The sequence below is a fragment of the Sulfurovum sp. TSL1 genome (genome assembly GCF_019972135.1).
Lineage (GTDB): Bacteria > Campylobacterota > Campylobacteria > Campylobacterales > Sulfurovaceae > Sulfurovum.
Map to the genome: position 1 here is coordinate 828,673 of NZ_BPFI01000001.1, position 20,219 is coordinate 848,891.

The 20,219-nt window shown below is 38.7% G+C and carries 17 protein-coding genes; 5 read left to right on the top strand and 12 right to left on the bottom strand.

Translation table 11 applies throughout. From position 1 onward, the window contains the following. Positions 1 to 11: 11 nt before the first annotated feature. The 10 genes from LDM98_RS04085 to fabI all read right to left on the bottom strand — a co-directional run bounded on the left by LDM98_RS04085 (position 12) and on the right by fabI (position 14,692). Positions 12 to 1,487 (bottom strand): DUF2779 domain-containing protein, encoded by a 1,476-nt coding sequence (locus LDM98_RS04085; protein ID WP_223898071.1) that lies wholly within the window; start codon positions 1,485 to 1,487, stop codon positions 12 to 14. Continuing rightward, positions 1,484 to 4,507, bottom strand: a complete 3,024-nt coding sequence (locus tag LDM98_RS04090; protein ID WP_223898072.1) for a hypothetical protein — start codon at positions 4,505 to 4,507, stop codon at positions 1,484 to 1,486. Before LDM98_RS04090 ends, LDM98_RS04085 begins: the two co-directional genes overlap by 4 nt. Continuing rightward, a complete protein-coding gene (locus tag LDM98_RS04095; RefSeq protein ID WP_223898073.1) occupies positions 4,497 to 5,018 on the bottom strand; it encodes an ABC-three component system middle component 1 in 522 nt (173 codons plus the stop codon). The genes LDM98_RS04090 and LDM98_RS04095 overlap by 11 nt, the downstream gene beginning before the upstream one ends. Beyond that, positions 5,005 to 6,291: an ABC-three component system protein gene (locus LDM98_RS04100; protein ID WP_223898074.1), complete on the bottom strand. Its 1,287-nt coding sequence runs from the start codon at positions 6,289 to 6,291 to the stop codon at positions 5,005 to 5,007. Before LDM98_RS04100 ends, LDM98_RS04095 begins: the two co-directional genes overlap by 14 nt. Beyond that, positions 6,288 to 7,343 carry a ComEC/Rec2 family competence protein gene (locus LDM98_RS04105; protein WP_223898075.1) on the bottom strand — a complete coding sequence of 352 codons (1,056 nt, stop codon included), beginning with the start codon at positions 7,341 to 7,343 and terminating at the stop codon, positions 6,288 to 6,290. The genes LDM98_RS04100 and LDM98_RS04105 overlap by 4 nt, the downstream gene beginning before the upstream one ends. 16 nt (positions 7,344 to 7,359) lie before the next feature. Beyond that, the gene (locus tag LDM98_RS04110) at positions 7,360 to 9,726 is read right to left on the bottom strand and encodes an AAA family ATPase (protein ID WP_223898076.1); all 2,367 of its coding nucleotides are present in this window, start codon (positions 9,724 to 9,726) and stop codon (positions 7,360 to 7,362) included. Next, complete coding sequence (locus LDM98_RS04115) at positions 9,713 to 10,834, bottom strand: DNA repair exonuclease (RefSeq protein ID WP_223898077.1); 1,122 nt, start codon at positions 10,832 to 10,834, stop codon at positions 9,713 to 9,715. Before LDM98_RS04115 ends, LDM98_RS04110 begins: the two co-directional genes overlap by 14 nt. Positions 10,835 to 10,893: 59 nt before the next feature. Further along, positions 10,894 to 12,990: a helix-hairpin-helix domain-containing protein gene (locus LDM98_RS04120; protein ID WP_223898078.1), complete on the bottom strand. Its 2,097-nt coding sequence runs from the start codon at positions 12,988 to 12,990 to the stop codon at positions 10,894 to 10,896. A 115-nt stretch (positions 12,991 to 13,105) separates the two neighbouring features. After that, positions 13,106 to 13,867, bottom strand: a complete 762-nt coding sequence (gene rlmB, locus LDM98_RS04125; RefSeq protein WP_223898079.1) for a 23S rRNA (guanosine(2251)-2'-O)-methyltransferase RlmB — start codon at positions 13,865 to 13,867, stop codon at positions 13,106 to 13,108. After that, the gene (fabI, locus tag LDM98_RS04130; protein ID WP_223898080.1) at positions 13,868 to 14,692 is read right to left on the bottom strand and encodes an enoyl-ACP reductase FabI; all 825 of its coding nucleotides are present in this window, start codon (positions 14,690 to 14,692) and stop codon (positions 13,868 to 13,870) included. An 86-nt stretch (positions 14,693 to 14,778) separates the two neighbouring features. Here fabI and LDM98_RS04135 point away from each other — a divergent pair, with 86 nt between their 5' ends. Then, a complete protein-coding gene (locus LDM98_RS04135) occupies positions 14,779 to 15,270 on the top strand; it encodes an asparaginase domain-containing protein (protein WP_223898081.1) in 492 nt (163 codons plus the stop codon). Between the two features lie 72 nt (positions 15,271 to 15,342). Then, the gene (locus tag LDM98_RS04140) at positions 15,343 to 16,467 is read left to right on the top strand and encodes a S1C family serine protease (protein WP_223898082.1); all 1,125 of its coding nucleotides are present in this window, start codon (positions 15,343 to 15,345) and stop codon (positions 16,465 to 16,467) included. 8 nt (positions 16,468 to 16,475) lie between these two features. Here the strand turns inward: LDM98_RS04140 and LDM98_RS04145 are convergent, their stop codons facing one another. Next, the gene (locus tag LDM98_RS04145) at positions 16,476 to 17,516 is read right to left on the bottom strand and encodes a coproporphyrinogen III oxidase (RefSeq protein WP_223898083.1); all 1,041 of its coding nucleotides are present in this window, start codon (positions 17,514 to 17,516) and stop codon (positions 16,476 to 16,478) included. 95 nt (positions 17,517 to 17,611) lie between these two features. Here LDM98_RS04145 and LDM98_RS04150 point away from each other — a divergent pair, with 95 nt between their 5' ends. Then, positions 17,612 to 18,016 (top strand): hypothetical protein, encoded by a 405-nt coding sequence (locus tag LDM98_RS04150; RefSeq protein ID WP_223898084.1) that lies wholly within the window; start codon positions 17,612 to 17,614, stop codon positions 18,014 to 18,016. Positions 18,017 to 18,023: 7 nt separating this feature from the next. Here LDM98_RS04150 and queC read toward each other — a convergent pair whose 3' ends face one another. Then, complete coding sequence (gene queC / locus LDM98_RS04155) at positions 18,024 to 18,686, bottom strand: 7-cyano-7-deazaguanine synthase QueC (RefSeq protein ID WP_223898085.1); 663 nt, start codon at positions 18,684 to 18,686, stop codon at positions 18,024 to 18,026. 155 nt (positions 18,687 to 18,841) lie between these two features. Here queC and ybeY point away from each other — a divergent pair, with 155 nt between their 5' ends. Both ybeY and LDM98_RS04165 read left to right on the top strand, forming a co-directional pair. Continuing rightward, entirely contained in the window at positions 18,842 to 19,282 is a 441-nt protein-coding gene (gene ybeY / locus LDM98_RS04160) for an rRNA maturation RNase YbeY (RefSeq protein ID WP_223898086.1), read from the top strand. Position 19,283: 1 nt separating this feature from the next. Further along, on the top strand, positions 19,284 to 20,216 hold the full coding sequence (locus LDM98_RS04165; RefSeq protein WP_223898087.1) for a calcium/sodium antiporter: 933 nt from the start codon (positions 19,284 to 19,286) through the stop codon (positions 20,214 to 20,216). Positions 20,217 to 20,219: the final 3 nt, after the last annotated feature.

Sequence of the window (20,219 nt, forward strand, 5' to 3'; positions counted from 1 at the left end):
TCTATAGAAAGCTAAACTGCTCTCAACGTTTCCAACACTTTGACCATCGCCAAAGTATCAAGTTTGCAGTACTCTAAAAGCGCATTTCGCATCTTCTCTTTCTCTGTCTCATCCAGTTTTGAAAGGTTGGCAAATGCTTGCATCGCTTCACCACCATTCTGTACACCATCCAGTTCTTTATAGGCTTGTTGCATTTCAGGAACGAGTGCGGGCAGTACATACTTGATGGAGTAACTCCCGTTCATACTTGGCGTGACATAGTGTTTTTGCTGGAAAGGGGTCATGAGGTCTTTGATGTTGGCGTGTATCTCTAAAAGATGCTCGCTCAATGCTTCATACTCTGAAGCAAGTTTTTGTATGACTCCTTTTTCAAAGCCCATGTTGTAAGCCAGGACTGTTACATCTCTTGGTATGTCTTCACAAAGCTTTTGTGCCAGCAACGCTCTTGGATCACTGCCATCCTCTGCCAAAAATTCACGATGCTCCAGTGTCCCGTCTTCATGTTCTATATGCAGCGAATACTGAAAGGGTATCTGCATAAATGGACTGATGCCTTTCCACTCTGGTATAGCCTGTTGAAAAGTCTCAAAGTCTAAATGGTAGATCGGGTAGCTCAATGTACTCACAAAAACATCTATGGCTTCCTTGTCTATGTATGTTACACTTGATCTGTAGTTGCCCACTGCTTGAGCTTGTTTGGCTGTCATATCAAAGTCATGGGGTATGTCATTTATATCTACTATGCCCTGATCGTAGAGTTCTACCTGCTTTTTGCTTCCAAGATTGAAGATGTTGAAGATGGAGTACTCAGGAATCCCCCTCTGCACTCTCCAGCAGTACTCCTTTGCATCACACTCATAAGGTTTGTTACAGTGAGCGCCTATCTCGATGTCTGGTTCATGTACCCTATCTGCTAAATACGTTTCAAACGTTTCGAGTATTTCAGGAATGTTCTCTTGCAGTGCCACTGCTTCTACCGTGACATCCACTACAGAAAATAGTTCATCTATGTCCAGCTCATCCCCTCTTACATAAGTGTTGTCTATATGAACCACATTTGCACTCTTGATGGCAAAACCAAGGTTTTTTAGAACATAGTACTGTATAGACACATCATGCAGGTAGATATCTTTTACAGAGGTAGAGCTTTTAACTTCGTAGATCTCTATACCATCAGGCTCCACATGCAAGATGTCGACCATCACCAAAATGCCGTTGTAGTTAAAGGTAGCCTCATAAATGTTCTGCACACCCTCATCTATGTACGCCTTGGTCGTAGCTATCATCTCACCATAATCTCTTGAAAATAGTACTTCTTTCCCATCAGGGAAAAGCTGACAAGCCAACTCCCCTACGATATTCCCAGTTTCAAATACAGCTTGTGTAGATGCATCTGGAGGTGTCAGTACCTCTGGCTTGTACTTTTTAAGCCAAAGGGATTTTGGGCATTGAATGCCACGAGTGTAGAGGGATTTGGATAAAATCATGTTAGTTTAATTTTTCCAAAAGATTCAAGTTCAATAAACTTAGAATTAAAATATTCTGTTGGAATCTTTTTTTCTAATAGTCGATGAAAGTTTTCATCGTGTGTTGAAAGAATAATCTGTTTATCGTAATTAACAACAAGACTTCGTAATAAATCTATGGTAGCCAAAATATTTATACTATCCATAGCTTGAATAGGGTCATCAATAAAGATACAATCTATTGACTCCCCTCTTTGACTAAAAGTACCATCATGGGCATTTAGTGCTTTTGCCAAAAATATACTCAAACTCAATACATTTAATTGAGCTGTACTGTAATAAAGTGATGGAGAAATATGCTTTTCACCTTTCTCATCACTTACAAATACATTGAGTTTTCCTACTCCATTTTCAAATTCGCATTTAAACTGTACATTTTTATAATCAGGATGAGGGTCAATTTTTTCATAAATTTGGTTGATTAAATCTTCATAAAAAAAAGCTTGAACATCTTTTTCTATTTTTTTCTCTAGTTTACTTTTTTCTATTGATAAAGTTTCAGAAACTCTATTTTTAGCTTTTAACTCTTCCTTTAATTTTTCTAATTTATCACGCTTATTTTGTTGCTGTATAAACTCGAAAACTTTTGTTGTATTCTCTTCTAAGGTATTTATAGTAGTAATTTTATTTTGAAATTCATCAAGAGACTTTTGTAATTCTTTAATTTTTCTTTGTATATCTACTTTTGCTGTTTCAATATCCTTAATTTCTTTTTTGAACTCACTTAGATATTGAGATTCTATTGATGATATATTTGCTTGTAGTTTTAATAAAATTTCTTGTTGTTTTTTAATATTTTCATCTAAAACATTTAAATCTAAAATCTTATATTTTTTTATAGTTTCATCTCGTGTTTTAGTATCAGTAATAAGTTTCTGTTTTTTTTCTTCAACAAATTCTTTTACTAATTCAATATTATTTTTTAGTTCTTGTTGAATATCATCTATAGACTTATCAAAAGACAATAACCAAGTATTAAGTAATTGATATTCCTCTTTTTGTTTTAAACTATTTATCTCATTATTAATGGTTTCAATATTAACATTGATCAAAGAGTTTTCAATTTTATTGTTTGATATTTTTATTTCTAAATCATTTTTAGTTTTTCGATACTCATTTAACCTATCAGTTAACACTTCTAGTTCACTGTTTTTCAATGTAAGTAACGCTTCTTTTGGTTTATCTTCAATTTTAACTAATAAAGTTCTGCGTTCTTCTTCATATTTATTTATCTTATTTTGTAAAACTTCATCAGATAATTGTTGATCTTCATAGTTTATGAACTTTAAATCCTGTACTACATTTTGTAGAATTTTGTCTAAATCATTTAAAAATAACTTTTTTATTTCTTGAATTTGCTTATTATTCTGTGTCTGTTCTAAATTGATTTGTTGTTTTTTCACTAATAATTTTTGTTCTGTATCACTTAGAAAAGAGTTCTTTAAAACTTTACTTTTTAATATCTCATATGAATCTTGTTTAGTACTGCATAAAGGACAAGTATCACTCTGTTTTTCATCAATTAGATTGACTCCTAATGATATTAATTCTTTTAAATCTTTATGATACTTATCAAATACTTTTTGTTCCTCATGAATAGAATGTAAGCTTTGTTGTAACTCTGCATTTTTATCTATTAGTTCATCAATCTTTATAACATCATTTATATACTTTTCATTATTTCGAATCTCAATGAATATATTATTTTCAATACTATTTTTTTGAGAGTTTAATCGTGATTTAACATCTTTTAACTTTTTCAAATCTTGAATAACATTTTGTAAATAGTCTATTCTATAATATACATTAGGTACAGATTCTTTGAAATCTTCTATAGTTTTTTTGTTTTCTTCAGTTAGTTTAATTTGTTCATTGATATGTTTGAGTTGCCCCTCACCAACAATAAGTAGTTCCTCCATCACTTTCTTGGACTTATTCTTTTTTTCTAACTCTTTATGTTTTAGATCAATTGAATCTAATAATCCATGATATTGTGGATATATTTTTTGTAAATTCTCTAATTTTTCTTTTTCATGTCTAAATTTTTCCAGTTCTTGATTCAAAAACTGAATTGACTTGTCTGCTTGTTGTAACTTTTGATAATCACTCAATTTATCTTGTAGTGATTTATAGTTCTGTTTATTATGAAAAAACTGAGCAACTCTATCTTCCCACTCTTGAGATAGTTTCTCTTTGTTGTCTTGAATTTTTTCTATTTTTTGTGACACAATGGTTTTTTGTTCAGAAAGTTGACTATCTAATGCCAATTTTTTAACTTCATCAAACTCTTTATTAATAAAATCAAAGATGTTTTCTTGTTTATTCAATTCCTTAATTTTTTCATTTGTAAAATCAAAAACTTTTGGATTAACAGGCTCTTTAAGTATTATTTTAATTTCTTCTATTTCTTTGTTTATATCATTAATTTTTTTATTATTTATATATTCTACTTCACTTATGTTAGTATGATATTTTTCTAACCCTTTATCTCCAAAGTAATCAATGAATTTTTTATACCTTTCCTTATCATCAGCAGCCTTTAGAAAGTTGTCAATACCATCCTGTGATAATATAACATCTTGGAAATATTTATGCTCAATTTTTTGTTTATTAAAAATATAGTCCGATGTAATACTGTTGTGTACTTTCTTTATTTCTTTGCTATAAACACCTATTGTTGTTTCAATGTTTACAGATCCATTATCCGTGTTAATATCTATTTCATTATTTTGCAAAATAAAAGGTTTGATGTTACTATCGTTTATTGATTTAGCATCAGCGTAAAGTTTTCTAAGTCTACTAATATTTCCTGTAATACCCCACTCAATACCATCATAAAAAGAAGTTTTACCAAATCCATTTGGAGCATAAATAGAAACGAGGTTAGCTATTTTGTCATTCTCCAAAGTAAAGTCAAATGTACCAAACTCTTTATCTTTATAGGCTCGAAAAGCATGAAGTTCTACTTTTTTAAATTTCATTATCATCCTTTTCAAATGAATTTAGCAGTTCATCTATTTTTATGTCATCAAGATTATCAAGATCAAACAGTTTAGAATAAACCATCGAATTAGATGTATAGTCATCATGATTAGGTGAACTATCATCAATTTGTAAATCTGTAAATTCTATATGTTTAGCAATAAGATTTTTTATATTTTCTGTCGATAGTTGCAAACTATAATTATCTTCGATAATTTTACGAGCAAAAAATGTGTTATTTTCAATTCTATATTGAAGTTCTTTAGATACATTGTCTGTAATCGCGAAAAGAATATATACATTCCATCTTGTAAAACTATTATCTAAATACTCTTCTAAATATTCGGAAAGAAGACTATTAATATCATTCCAACAATTTTGTAAATTATGACTATTCGTTTTTATCAAAACAGAAATAATATTATCAATGTTAACTACTTGAATATCATCTAATTTATATATGGTTTTTAGTTCATTGATTTGAGCATTATCAATTTTAGTTACAGACATTTTGAAGTACCTCTTTTAAAACTTGATCTATATTTTCGCTTGTTATACTTGTCAATTCATCTGCTTTTTGCAACAAAAGCTTTTCAATTGCATATATGTGTTTGTACTTTAAATCTTTAGTATAATCAATTCCTTGATCAATCCTCATCTCTTCAGGTTGTGGTGGACGAGTAATATCCAGTATTGACTTTAAACTCCATTCAACTATTTCTGGTCGTCTATGACCATCACATGCGATAAATACTGTACCACCTTTTTGTAAACCTCTCAAATTGGATTTAAGTATATTCTCTTTAAGAGTTACCCATCTATCTGCCTTAGCAAATATAAGTTTTCTTTTCTTATATATCTCTTTGATTTTTTCAACAGTAATTTGTTCTTTGTTCTCAATTAAAATATACAGTAATATGAACTCTAAATACATACTCCATAAGTCATGACTAATAGCATCATTCAAATTTAATCCATGGATTAAAAGTTCATCTTCAAATTCTTTTTTTATCATAATCGGTTTTATTTCTCTAGTATATTGTCGAGCAAGAAATTTCAACCTATCCCTAATAAAATCCCTCTTTTCTTCAAGATCATTTAATAGAAAAATTTCATCTACTATCAAATTAAAGTTATTCATATAGGAAGGATATAATGGTTCTAACTCTTGTGGATATTCTTCTATAATCTCATCAAAAGTATTGATAAAAACAAACCTTAATCTTTGATTGTTTTCTTCACCTTCCGACTGAGCATCCATTCTATTTTCAATACCAACTAAATAAAAACTATCACCACCATCTTTAAAAACTCCTCCACCTGAACAACCTTTTATATCATCTTGACTATAATAACTTTCATTCTCTGCAATAATTTCACCATTGGAGATATTACCAACTCTTAAATCAAAATGTTTAATTTTATTTGTTTGTTCCCTTCTGTTTTCAGGATAACCATAAAATTTATATTCATCTCTATCTTTTACTGCTTCAAATCGTTTTAATGGACTTTCAAAAGCCACTTTTTTTATTTTTAATATAGCTAAATCTAATCTTTGATGTTCATATTTATCAAGGACGCTTTGCTCTTCTTCTTCGTAAAGAGTAATTTTTATATCTGTAATCTGTTTAGGGTGATTGTAACTACCAAACTCTTGATCATTATACAGATTGTGTTTAGCTGTTAAAACATAAGTATATTCTTGGGTCATAGGTTGAAATAATACTCCACTACCACTATCAACCCTTACAGAAGACTTTTGACATTTTTCATAAAAATTCATATATTGATCTCACCTATACCCATAACTTTAAATTTTCCACTATTTAACTCCTCCTGAGTAAATATCTTATCTATCAAATGAGGATAATTAAAATAGATTGTACATCCTTCATTCTTATTAACAATACGTGCTATTGTCTCTTTATTCGGATTTCCATGACTTGAACCATCACTACTAATAACAAATTTTTTAGATTCAATCATATCTAATAACTCATTCGAGGTGTTTGCTTTACTACCGTGATGTGAAATTTTTACGAAATCAAGTTGTAATTTATTATCTTTTGAATATTCCAATTTTCTTAAATTATCAATGATAACACTGGGATGTGCATCACCCAAAAACAACATCTTTGAATTTTCTATTTCCAGGATAAATGCAATAGAGCTTCCATTATGTATTGCATTATCCTCTTGAAAATCGTTAGATAACAATTCTGCAAAAGTTTTATCGTAATCCTTTTTTGAGGCAGAGGTATTTGGATTGTATGGGCTCTCTTCCCACTTTGTAAGTAGTTTACGTAGCTCAGTATCTGTAGGCGATAATATTGTAAATTTTGCACCATTGATATGATCATCAAGTTTGGTATCTATTTTTATTAAAGAGTGTGAAAGATCATTATCTAAAATATATTTTTCAAAAGTAATACCTTGTCTTACACTCGTATTGGGATTGTATTCCATATACAATATATTTTTATCTTCACTAGCTTTATTACTAACAAAATACTGATTAATCAATGTTCCAGAGTTAAACCATATCTGCTTAATTAAATTTTTTGCACCTTCAATATCTTCTTTAAACCATTTTAAAACTCCACCTATATGATCATCATCCCAATGTGTAATTATTAGAAGATCTATTTTTTGATTATTTTCTTTTAAGCTTTGAACTAATTTTTTTAGATCCCCTTCTTTTCTTCTTCCATTACCTCTCGAACTATAGATTGCACCTGTTCCAGTATCAATTAAAATATTTTTAATTTCACCATCATTGATATATGATATAAAAATTGCATCTCCATGCTCTGCTTTTAAAAATTTAATCGTCATAGTAAATATCTTTCTTTCATAACTCTACCATTCTCTCAAACATCTCCTTAATCTCACTCTCGTGAGAAATCAAAAATATCTGTCTATACTGCTCTTTGATGGTATGGAATGCTTCCATGATCTCAAAACGCCGTTCTTCATCTTGACTTCCGAACACCTCATCAAAAGCCAGGAAACCAACCCCACCACTGCCACTAAGCTCACTCAGTGTCTTGGAGATGGCTATACGCAGCACCAGGTTGGCAAGGTCTACCTCTCCTCCACTGAAACGCTCTATGGGGTACCTGACACCATCGTCGTAGATGAAGAAGTCAAACTCGTTACTCACTTCTATGTGCTGGTACTTCCCTCTGGTGATGCTTCCGTACATCTCACTGGCAAGTTGGCTGATGCGTGGGGCTATCTGGGAGTTGATCTTGTTTTTGAACTCACCCATGAAAGCTTTGAGCTTTTCGTAGTCGTTCTTGTCATTAAGTTTGGTTTGAAGCTGTTTTTTCTGTTCTTCGTTTCTGTCAAGCTTGCTTTTGAGTGTGGTGATTTCACCCATGATCTGTGTATGTTCTACTCTCTTCTTGCTAAGCGCTTCAGAGAGTGCATCTTTTACTTTTCGTACTTCAACATAAAGCGTCTCTTGCTTCTCATGCTCTTTGGCATCATAGCTGTGCTCTGCTATGGCTTTTTCTTGCTTTTTGATGCTCTCTTGACTCTGGGCAATAGTCTGGTCTATGCTTTTTAACTCATTTTCCAGTGCAGGTATCTGTGCGATGAGTGTTGCAAGCCCTAGCAGTTCATTGTACTGAGGTTCCAACTTCTCTTTTTTCGCAAGCGCTTCACTATGGGCTTTCTCATCATACTTCACATCTTTGAGCGCTTCAAGCTCTTCTTTGTTTTTCAAGCCCGTAGCAGTAATACTCTTGAACTCTTCGACTTTTTGAGCAAGTGTCTTTTCATCTGATTCCATTACCCGCAAGTCGCCACTAAGCTTTTGTAAAAGCTGTTCTATTTTGCTTTTGGCCTCATGCTCTTTGGTCTTAGTCTCCAGTACAGTTTTAAGTTCAGCCGTTCTCTTGGCTATCTCATCATGATGTAACTGGGTGATGGTACTTTTAAGCGAAGCGATGACATTGTCATACTCATCGAGCAATGGACGTGTACAGGTCGGACAGTCCGAGTCTTTTCCCAGGGTTTCTATCTTGGCTATCTGTTTGTTGGTGTTTTCTATGAGACCATTGTATTTGGCTATCTCTTGCCCCAGTCTACTCTCTTTAGCCTCTATCTCTTTTAGCTTGTTTGCAGAGGTTTGAAACAGTGTTTTTTGAGCTTCCTGCTCTTTCAAAAGCTGTGGCTTGGCTTCAAGTTTTTTCTTTAGGTCTTGTATCTCTTGTTTGTCATCTTCATACTGTTTGCGAAGGGCTACCTGTTCTCTCTCCAAACCTTCTTTTTTTAGAAAAAGTTCCTTTTGCTTTTGGAAGTTAGTGATTTGCACTTCAAGCGTTTTATACTCCTCAACCAGAGGTTTCTCTTTTTCATACTGCGCTGCTTTGACTTGCAGGACTCCCAGTTTTTCTTCTTTTTCTAACTTGTTCTTTTTGAGGTTATTGAGATTGGTCTGGAGCAGTTCAAGATCAGAACCGAGTTTGACAAATGCCTCTTTGAGTGTTTGCAGGGCTTTAAGTGCCTTGTCCAGCCCGTCAACCTCTTTACTTTTTGTCTCAAACTCTTTCTTGACCTTCTCTACCTCTTTCTGTAAAGTTTCAGCCTCTTTAGCCTTGGCTTCTTTCTGTTCTTGAAGCGCTTTGACTTCTGCTTCTGAAAGCAGTATCTCAGAAAAACTTTTAATGTCACGGTTAAGATCTGTGAGTTTGGACTTGATCTCCTGTTCTATCTTGTCTATCTTCTCAAGACCCAAAAGTTTACGGATGATCTTCTTTCGCTCTTCACTCTTCAGACCGCTCAAAGCAGTAAGCTCTTTTTGTGAGGCGAAGACGGTGTGCATAAACGCTTCTCTGTTCATGCCGATGAGCCTGATGATCTCACCCGTGACCCCTTTGGCACTCTCGGCTATGAGCGCATCGTCACCATCATAAAGATAGGCTTTGGCTGTAAGAGATTTACCGCGCATCTCTCGAAGCACTTTATAGTTCAACCCCTCTATCTCAAAGAGCAACTCTACTGAAACAGTATCTTTTTCACCTGCCTTGGCATTACGGATCGTCTCTTTCTCACCTCTTACATCTCCGTACAGCGCAAAAGTGATGGCATCAAAAATGGTAGATTTTCCAGAACCGTTTCGGCCGATGATACCCGTCAACCCTTCTACAAATTCGAGCGTGAAATCCTGGTACTTTTTGTAGTTTTGCATATGGAGGCTAGTGAGTATCATCGTCTACCTCCTCATACTGTGCAAAAAGTGCTTTGGCTTTGGTAATTAGCCTCTCCTGTTCTGCTTCACCTGTAATACTCTCTTTGATATGAGAGACAAAGTAAGACTCTAAAGAGATCGACTCAATGTCCCCCTCCAGCTTCTCACCTTCTACCATCTTGAACTCACGCTTCACTTTGACATGCAGGGCCTCTTTAAAACGTTCACTCAACTCTTTGTTGGTAATGTCTATGGAACTGGAAGCCGTCAAATTGAAAAGCCTGACCTCAACCAAAGCATCGTTGATCTCTGAGAGGTCAAGTGAGGCTGTCTCCTCTTCGTAGTTATCCGCATCGATACTGAAACTGAGTGATCTTCGCAAGGGAAGGGTATGGTGCCCAATGTCCAAGGTATCGTCCAGATCCACCAAAACATAGCCTTTGTCTTCTCTCTTGTCACTGCTGCTTGTACGCTCTGTAGAACCTGCATAGTAGACATTGGGGTGTTTACCCACGGCACCGAACCCATGCCAATGCCCCAAAGCCACATAATCCATCTTCTCAAAGATATTTTCACGTTCTTTAGGGTAGACCCACTCTCCGAACTCATGCATGAGGTAGTGTGCTCCTACAGAACAGTGCATCATCAAAACATTTTTCTTTTCAGGGTCTATATGGGCTTCTATGGCATCCAGTTCATCCGGAATGATGCGTTCATCATTGATGTGAGGCAAAGCATGAAAAAGTACATCATCAAAAGCAACAGGCGCATAACGCTGTGCAAAAATGGCTTTCACATTATCTAAGGTACTGAGTGCCTGCAAGATAGGTGAAGAGGTAGAGGTTCGCGGTGTGGAGTGGTTGCCTGCAATGATGATGAGAGGGATACCCAGTTTCTCAAGTCTTTTGAGTTGAGTAAGGGCAAAAGTAATGGCGCGGTTGGAAGGGGAAGCACGGTGAAAAAGATCGCCCGTATGTATGACATAGTCAGGCTTGGTCTGGATGATGGAGTCGATCACCTCTTCAAATGCCTGATAAAAGTCTGCTTCGCGTTGATTGACACCTTGATCATTCGTGATATCCAGATCACTAAAACCTAGATGAGTATCAGAAAAATGTATGATTTTCAAATTAGTTCCCTAAAATAATTTATCTATTCTAGCTGTTTTAACTAAAACTTAACATGTACTTACACCTCTTTCAAACTCAACCCCACCTTGTTTTTCTCCCTGTCAATGCTTATCACTTCTATACGCGGCAGATACTGGTTCACACTCAATACTTCCAGAGGATGGGCTATGCGTTTCTGACTCATTTGTGAGATGTGTATCATCCCGTCATTTTTAAGTCCTATGTCTACAAACGCACCGAAGTCTGCGATGTTTCGTACCACACCGGAGACGATGCTGCCCTCACGTAATGCAGAGATGTCTGTCAACCCTTGCTTAAACGGAATAGCAGGCAGATCTTCACGAGGGTCAAACCCCGGTTTATCCAACTCTTTGATGATATCTTTGAGTGTTAACTCTCCTACTCCCAGCTCGGCAGCTATGGTCTTTGTGTCACTCAGGTCGTCATACTTCTCCAAGGCTTTTGCTGTCGCGTAGCTCTCCGGGTGTATGCCTGTGTTGTCAAAAATGCTTTTGCCCTCACGTATACGCATAAACCCTGCTGCTTGTTCATAGGCTTTAGCACCCAGACCCTTTACTTTAAGCAGTGCCTGTTTAGAGTCAAATGCACCTTCACTCTGGCGGTGTTTTACAATGTTGTCTGCCACTTTTGGCCCAACTCCTGCCACATAAGACAAGAGTGAAGCCGAAGCAGAGTTCACATCTACCCCTACAGCATTCACCAGACTCTCCACACCTTCATGGAGTTTACGCTCTAACAACTTTTGGTCTACATCATGCTGATACTGCCCTATGCCTAAACTCTTAGGGTCTATCTTGACCAACGTAGCCATAGGGTCACGCAAACGCCCTGCGATGGAGATGGCACCGCGTATCGTGACATCCAGATTTGGGTACTCCTTCGATGCGATCTCTGAAGCTGAGTAGACCGAAGCCCCTGCTTCTGACACTACGGTGTAGGGCAAGGACAATCCATCGTTGTTGAGTTTGGCAAAAAAGGCTTGTGTTTCATTGGAGGCTGTACCATTACCTATGGCTACACCTTGAATGTTGTATTTCTTGACCAGCTTTGCTACTACATCACGTGACTTTTCATACTCATCGCGCGGTGGTACGGGATAAATGACCGCGTGATCCAGGTAGGTACCGTTTTCATCTATGACTGCCAGTTTACACCCTGTACGGTATGCGGGGTCTGCACCAAGGAGTACTTTACCCGTAACAGGCGGGCTCATGAAAAGTTGCGTCATGTTTTTACCAAATACCCCTATGGCTGCCATATCTGCACGCTCTTTGAGTAAGGAAGCAACCTCACGTTCTATGGAAGGGTAGAGCAAACGCTTGAAGCCGTCTTTGTAGGCATCCAAAAGGTAGATTTTAGAACTTCCCATCCACTCTTTGAGTTTGTAACGTTTAAGTGTCTCTAAGTACCTGTCGCTGTCTATGGTGAGTTTGACAGAGAGTTCTTTCTCTTTTTCCCCGCGTCTGATGGCAAGGTAACGGTGTGAAGGTACAAAAGCTACCTTTTCACTATGGGATTTATAGTTTTTGAAACTGCCGTTCTCTTGAAATGTTTTTGTCCCCTTCACCTCTATAAGCCCATGACGCTGCAGCATATCACGCAGTACTTCACGCTCTTTGGGCTGTTCGGCATACCGTTCGGCTATGATGTCCTGAGCTCCTTTAAGTGCCTGTGCTGCATCTTTGACTTCACCTTTTACATAACGTTTTGCCTCGGCTATAAACGCCTCTTTAGTGAGTTTGGCTGACTGTAAGGTATCGGCTAAAGGTTCCAACCCTTGTTTTATGGCAGTAGCGGCTCGTGTATTTTTCTTCTCTTTGTAGGGTCTGTAGATGTCTTCTAGCGCTGTCATGGTCTCGGCAGACTCTATAGCACTTTGCAGAGCAGTGTTAAGCAGTTCACGTTCTGTAAGTGTATGAAGGATCTCCTCTTTACGTTCCAGTAGACGTTTGGCCGACAGATAGACATCATGAAAAAGACGCAGTTGTTCATCATCTGCCCCACCGGTGAGCTCTTTACGGTAACGCGCGATGAAAGGTATGGTATCACCTTTATCCAGCAGGGTTAAAATGTTTTTGATCTGTTCTTTGTCTAGTGTGGTCTTACTGGTTAGCAGTGTTGTGAGGTTTTGCATCTGATCGTTCCTTTAAAGGTGCGATTATAGCAAAATTAGTGATTTCTTTTTATCTATATTTTCCACTACTTTATCTTTCTCACCCAAAAGGTCTTCTGTCTTCTTTCCTAGACCTTCAAAGTGATAAAAAGGCCAGCAAAGAGGCAGTGACTGCGACATTGAGAGATTCAACTCCGCGCTGCATAGGGATAGCGATGCTTTTATCACAAAGCGCTTCCACGCCCTTGCTGACACCTTCGCTCTCGTTGCCAAGCACAAAGATGGTCTTGCTGCTGTAGTTTTGCTCTTGATAGGAGTTTGGGGCGTGTGACGAAAGGGTATAAAGAGATGCGCCTTCACTTTTGAAAGACTTGAGTGTCTTTTCAAGATTAGACGTTTTAATGATAGGCATTTTAAAGAGTGTACCTGCACTGGCTTTGATCACCAGTGGAGAGATCTGTGCTGCACCTTTGGTAGGAAGCAGGATGGCATCCACATGACCCGCTGCACAGGAACGGATGATCATCCCGAGGTTCTGGGGGTTCGTTACCCCATCCAGTGCGATGATACGATAGGCTTTATGAGCATCGAGAAAACTCTCTTCATCACCGAAATGTTCCAGCACGATGTCAAGCGCTACACCCTGGTCCTGTTTGGCATTTTTAGAGATACGTGAGAGTGCCTGCTTATCATGATAAACGACTTCGATACCTCTTTTTTGAGCGATACTTTTCATCTGTTCAAGAACATCAGCATCTTTGTTGGATTTGGAGAAATGGAGCTTGTGAATAGTGACAGCTTCATCTTCCAGTGCTTCCATCACGGCATTACGCCCGTAGATGGTCAGCACTTTATCGAAGAAAGATCTCTTTGCCAAATATTCTGGAGAATCTTTCAATTAAGCGTTTCCGTCCCAGGCGATCTTAGGTTTACCGCCCGAGTCAAAGTCAACAGCAGGCATACCCATAATGTTATACCCGGCATCCACATAGTGGATCTCACCCGTGACACCGGAACTTAAGTCTGAAAGCAGGTACATACCAGAGTTTCCTACCTGGTTGATCGTCACATTTTGTTTGAGCGGTGAATGGTGCTGATTCCACTTGAGCATGAAAGAAAAATCACCGATCCCTGCTGCTGCCAGTGTTTTGATAGGTCCCGCAGAGATGGCATTGACACGGATTCCGTCTTTACCAAGATCTTCTGCAAGATACTTTGTAGTCATCTCCAGTGCTGCTTTAGCCACACCCATAAGGTTGTAGTTAGGAATGTATTTGACACCGCCGTAGTAGCTGAGTGTCAATACAGAAGAGTTGTCCGAGAGGACCGGCTTTAACTCGCGTACAACTTCGATCAATGAGTACACAGAGATGTCCATCGCCACATCAAAAGCTTCTTTAGAGATATCATAAAAACGGCCGCTCAAACCCTCTTTGGGTGCGAAAGCGATAGAGTGTACGATGAAATCGATCTTTCCCATATCTTTTTCAAGAGATTCTTTGAGTGCTTTGATCTCTTCGGGCTTGCTTACATCACATGGGTAAAGTCTTGCTCCACACCCGAGATCTTCTGCAATAGGGGCCAGTTTTTGCTCAAATCTTTCATTCAAGAAAGTAATAGCCATCTCAGCACCCTGCTCCTGACACGCTTTTGCGATACCATATGCAATAGACTTTTTGTTTGCGATGCCTAAAATAACACCTTTTTTACCCTTCATTATCATATAATGCTCCATAGAAATTAATTCGGTAATTTTAACGCAATAATGGTAAAATTTAAAACTATATTTATCATAAATCAAGGCAATAGATGAAAAAAATACTTATTATGAGTACAGGTGGCACATTTAACAAGATCTATGACCCGGTCAAGGGTGAATTTATCATAGATACAGAGTCACAGGCATTGCATAAGATCGCAAAAAAATGGCTGTGTGACTTTGAGATCCTGAACCTCATAGGTAAAGACAGCCTGGATATGAACAATCATGACAGACTGGAACTTCTGGCAACGATCAATCAGTCTGAGTACCACCATATACTGATCGTACATGGCACAGATACCATGGATGTGACAGCGGAATATCTTGCGGATGCGGATATTGAGAAATGTATTGTCCTCACAGGAGCTATGGTTCCCTACAGTATGGACCCTGTAGAAGCAACGGCCAACCTCTGTTCCGCCTATGGATATATCAATGCTTTGGGACAAGATGGTGTTTTTATCGCTATGAACGGCCTTATGGGAACTTATGACCGTATAAAGAAAGACAGGTTCAAAGGAAAGTTTACAGCACATTAACGATAGCATACTGTTTAATCTTTGTTAAATTTAAACTGCTATGCTTAAATAAAATCATAAGGTGAACATGTGATGGAAAAAGATTTTGATGGAGTTTCACTACTACGCAGCATACGCATTCTGCTCTTGATCCTTATCATTCTGTTGGCGCTTTTTGTATTTTTACCGATCATTGAAAATATCTGGGCTTCCATGCACTCGGAACCAAGATCTGTCACAGCAAGAGGTGAACTTTCACTGACAGAGAAATCCAATATCGAGATCTTTCAGGAGAGCAGTCCATCAGTGGTTTACATCACAACACTTGAAGATACTCTCAACCTTTGGACACGTGACATTACACGTATACCTCGGGGTACAGGGTCAGGTTTTATATGGGACAGGCAGGGACATGTCGTTACCAATTATCATGTATTGCAAGGTGCTTCTGCTGTAAGAATACGGCTCAGTGACCATCGTACTTTTAATGCCACACTCGTTGGAGCAAGTCCAGAGCATGATCTGGCTGTTTTACGTATACCTATGACGGCCCATATGCCAAAACCTCTTTCTATCGGTACAAGTCATGATTTACAGGTCGGACAGATGACCTATGCTATAGGAAATCCATTTGGGCTTGATCAGACACTCACCACAGGTGTCGTCTCAGCCCTAAATCGTAGTCTGCGCAATAACAATGGTTCGTCCATTGAGGATCTTATTCAAACGGATGCAGCCATTAATCCGGGAAATTCAGGCGGCCCGCTGCTTGATAGTGCCGGCAGACTGATCGGTATCAATACTGCTATGTTCAGTCTTTCAGGCACCTATGCGGGTATCGGTTTTGCTGTACCGGTTGATACTGTGAATCGTATCGTCCCACAGATCATTAAAGTAGGTCACTACCAAAGACCAAAACTTGGCATCACAATCAATGAAAGTCTCAATAAAGAGATCACCAAAGAGCTGGGCATTTCGGGTGTTGCCGTCATAGAGGTTCAGCCAAACTCAGCTGCCCAGAGATCTGGTCTTAACGGGGTCACCATAAAAAACAATACTATCATATCAGGGGATGTGATCGTCGCGATAGACCAACATAAGGTCGAAAATACCAAAATGCTTCTCTCTACGCTAGAGAAATATCATATCGGTGACACTGTAGAGGTAAAATTTATTAGGAACGATCAGGCAAGAGAGGTATCTCTTACCCTCGAATAAAGTTTTTTTTAACTGTGGTTATCAACGGTCGGAGGGATGATCTCCCCACTGGCTTGCATACTGAGTGCTTCAGGATATTTTTTATAGTGTTGACGTACTGCATACGCTAAAGCTTTTTTAGTCTTCTCTTCTACCGGTGTGGGCATTGCATCCGGTAACGCTTTGAGTAGTGCCTGTACTAAGAGATCTTGAGGCTGAGGCATTTTTTCTACCCAGGAAGCCAGGAGATCTCTGTTCACATGAGAAGGGATGGAACCCATGATACCTACATCATTCTGATCATGGACAAGCAGACCGGATGTGGTACCCCTGTCCAGGGTAAGGACCTGGAAAAGATAGAGTGTATGATACGCCAGCTGCTCTTCTTTCTCTTCCTCTGTAAAGGTAGGATACTCCATTAATTTTTTCGTAACAATGTCAATATAGGTCTCTATCACACTTTCGCCTACTTTCAGGACAAATGCTTTATCTTCTTCAAAGTTGCCGCTATTGTACCCTTCAAGATAAAAATGGCTTACCCCGCGATGTCGTCCCAGTACAGGAATATAAAAATATCTGTCACCCTGTGCAGCGCCCTCTTCATAGAGTTCTCCTGTGACTTTTTTGAGCAAGTCAGAAAAACGTTTTTTATCAGCCTCTGATTCGCCTAACAGGGAAGGATTTAGGTCAGCCATGACACGCCAATACCCGCTCCCGTCTTTCATCTGTGTCCAGGAGATATGCATATGCATAGAGGGTGCATGAGGATTACGCGGGTGTATGATCGTGGAGATCGCAGTGGCCGAACCTAACTTTTTACTCTCATCGTCATCATAGTGAACTTGGGAAATATTGACCGAACCTCTGTCATATACCACAGAGTCTCTGGCTTCATACCGTACACCGCCACCGTGTTCACCCCCGTCACGTTCCCATGAAACAGCTTCACAGGCCCTGCCCTTTCCAAACTGTAACGCCAGGGCATTGAGTTTTGAAACAAAATAAGCCTGCAATCCGTCTACAAGAGTATATGCTTCTTTTGCCTGAGGTGATTTTGCAGGAATGATCATGATAGTGAGCCTTTATTTTTTATGCCATTATATCATAGTAATTTTTAGTTCATTTCGTTACAATACCCACATAACAAATTACAAGAAAGGGCAGTATGAAACGACATTTACTATTACCGGTATTGGTTGCATTTGGATTCTCCGGGTGTACAAGTTCTATAGGCCACCTCATAGAACCAAAGAAACCAACTGAAACAACCCAGCCGTCTCAACAGATTCAAACATCACAGACACAGTATGGTTATGAAGAGCCCACGCCTGAAAAAAAAGAGGCGTATGAAAACATCATGAGAAAAGTAGCTTCAGGTATTCAGGATGATCCTAATTATCAGAGACTTACGCTGAATACACCTGAAAAAAAAGAGTGGTTTAAAAAGTTGACCTACAGACTATGGGACAGACAGATCACACGACATCAATTTATCAATGAGGGGCTCAAAAGATATCCGGACCACGGATATGAACTGAATTTCATTGTCAGAGGATTTACCTTTAATTAAACCTCTGCTACGCATAAAGAATCGGGTCTACACTTCCCGCTTCTTCAAACCCTTTTAATCTCAATCGGCAGCTGTCACATACGCCGCAAGCCATCTCTTCTGATTTATAGCAACTCCATGTATCTTTCAGTGGGACTTTGAGCGCTAGGGCCTTTTGCACGATCTGACTTTTTTTCAAAGCCACCAATGGCATTCTTATCTCCAGATCTGTTTCATCTTTTGTGCCAAGATTGATCGCTTTTTGCATTTGCTCGATGTAGCTCTTACGACAGTCAGGATAGCCTGAACTGTCTTCTTCCACCACGCCTATAAAGAGTGCCTGTGCACCATGTTTTTCTGCTACTGCCGCAGCAATGGAGAGAAAGATACCGTTTCGGAAAGGTACATAGGTCACAGGCACCCCCTCTTCCAACCCTCCCGTAGGTACATCAATGCTTTGATCTGTCAAAGCAGAAGCACCGATCTGTTCAAAAAAAGGCAGATCGATCTCATACGTTTCAGACGCATTCACATCCGTAGCGATCTTTCTGAAACATTCAAGTTCTTTATCCGCTGTACGTTGACCATAGTTAAAGTGCAAAGCGATAATTTCATACCCTTCATTTTGCGCTATTTTAGCGCTCAGGGCACTGTCCATACCTCCAGAAATAATACATACGGCTTTTTTCATAAACATCTCTCCTTTTCACAGAGCAAAGCTCCATGAAAATTGACCGAAGGGCATGCCTCCGGTGCTTTTCACTAAAGAATTGCTTTAACTCAGGAATCTTTATCAGTATTCTGAATTTTACTGCCATTTTACCAAGATTTGGGTAAACTTCCTGCATGATAGACTTAGATAATCAAACACCACTGGCAGTTGACCTGGAAGCATTGGAGAAGATAGCAGATACGCTTTCTACCAAAGAAGTAGAGCTGATCATCACCGATGATGAAACGATGCAGAAACTCAATGCAGAGCATAGAGGTAAGAACAAGGTCACAGATGTACTCTCGTTCCCCATGGAAACACCTTTCACGGAGCAATCTATCTTTGGTATGCCGTTAGGCTCCATCATTATTGCAGCGTCATTTGTCAAAGAAAAGGCAGCGGAATTTGGGCACAGTACTCAAGATGAACTCTCACTTTTGTTCATTCATGGTATGTTGCATCTGCTGGGCTTTGACCATGAAAATGACCAGGGTGAAATGAGAATGAGAGAAAAAGAGCTCATCATGCAGTTTAACCTGCCTGAGAGTCTAATTGTCAGAACGGAGGAACATTGATTTGAGTTTTGTTATTTTTGTGATTGCCCTGGGTGTGTTGATATGGGGTGCTGACCTGATCATAAACCAAAGTGAACGCATCGCGTTAAAGTTCAATATACCAGAGTTCATTATCGGTGCAACGCTCATAGCACTCGGTACCTCCCTCCCTGAAATGGCAGCCAGTATCGCTGCAAGTCTCAGCAATAAGCCTGATATAGCCATAGCCAACGTGATAGGAAGCAATATACTCAATATCACCCTTGTATTGGCAGCCGTTTTTCTTATAGCCACAAAGATCAATCCAAGCAGAGATTTCTTTGCCAAAGACAGTACCTGGGCACTGGTACCCGTACTGGTCTTTATACTGATGATACTTGATGGCGTGATCACCAGATTCGATGCTTCACTGCTGTTACTCCTAATGGGTGCATATCTTGTCTTTCTTCTTCAAGATGCCAAAAATATTCCTGAAGAGGATCTGGATGATCTTGATATAGGTACATTCTCCTGGACGAAGAGCATACTCATACTTGCGGGCGGATTTGTGCTTGTGATCATTGGTGCACATTTTACCGTTGAAAGCGCTTCGGACATCGCTAAAAGCTTTGGGATCTCAGAGTGGATCATCGGTATTATCATGGTTTCACTGGGTACCTCACTGCCGGAACTGGTTGTAAGTATCTCAGCAGCAGTCAAAGGGAAAGTCGATATGGCCATAGGGAATATCATCGGTTCAAATATGGCAAACACGTCTGTGGTCCTTGGTGCAGCAGCCTTCGCAAAACCTATGAGCATTGATGCACCTGCCTATATCTTTGATATCGCAACCATGATTGTTGCAACGCTTATTCTTGTATTTATTACAGCGAACAAACTCTACAACAAATCAGCAGGACTCAGCCTCATCATTATTTTAGGACTCTTTTTAAACAATACTTTACAAAACATGTAAAGT